This is a genomic window from Tropicimonas sp. IMCC6043 (assembly GCF_004146235.1).
Lineage (GTDB): Bacteria > Pseudomonadota > Alphaproteobacteria > Rhodobacterales > Rhodobacteraceae > Tropicimonas.
The window spans coordinates 1-251 of record NZ_SELO01000274.1; the positions used below are offsets into that span (position 1 = coordinate 1).

At 66.1% G+C, this 251-nt stretch carries 2 pseudogenes; one reads left to right on the forward strand and one right to left on the reverse strand.

Features of this window, described 5'->3' with window-relative positions:
* Positions 1-128 (reverse strand): annotated as a pseudogene (locus EU800_RS26640) (IS3 family transposase); the annotation flags it as partial.
* Between EU800_RS26640 and EU800_RS26645 the strand changes: the two are divergent.
* A pseudogene (locus EU800_RS26645) lies at positions 127-251 on the forward strand (IS110 family transposase); the annotation flags it as partial. The pseudogenes EU800_RS26640 and EU800_RS26645 sit on opposite strands and share 2 nt — an antisense overlap.

The following is a 251-nucleotide window of genomic DNA, read 5'->3' on the forward strand; positions in this document are numbered from 1 at the left end:
GCGTCCGATACGAAATCCAGGCTCCAGCGTTCATTGGGTCGCTCGGGCACCAGCATCGGCCTGCGGGTTCCGAGCGCCCGCTTCCGGCCGCCGCGCTTCCTCACCTGCAGCCTTTCTTCGCGGTAGACCGAAGAGCAGCAGAGCGTCCTGGTCCTGCATCGATCGCGCGATCTGCTGATGCGGCAGCGGACGATGATCCTCAATGCGATCCGGGCGCAGCTCGCGGAGTTCGGGATCATTGCGGCGCAGGG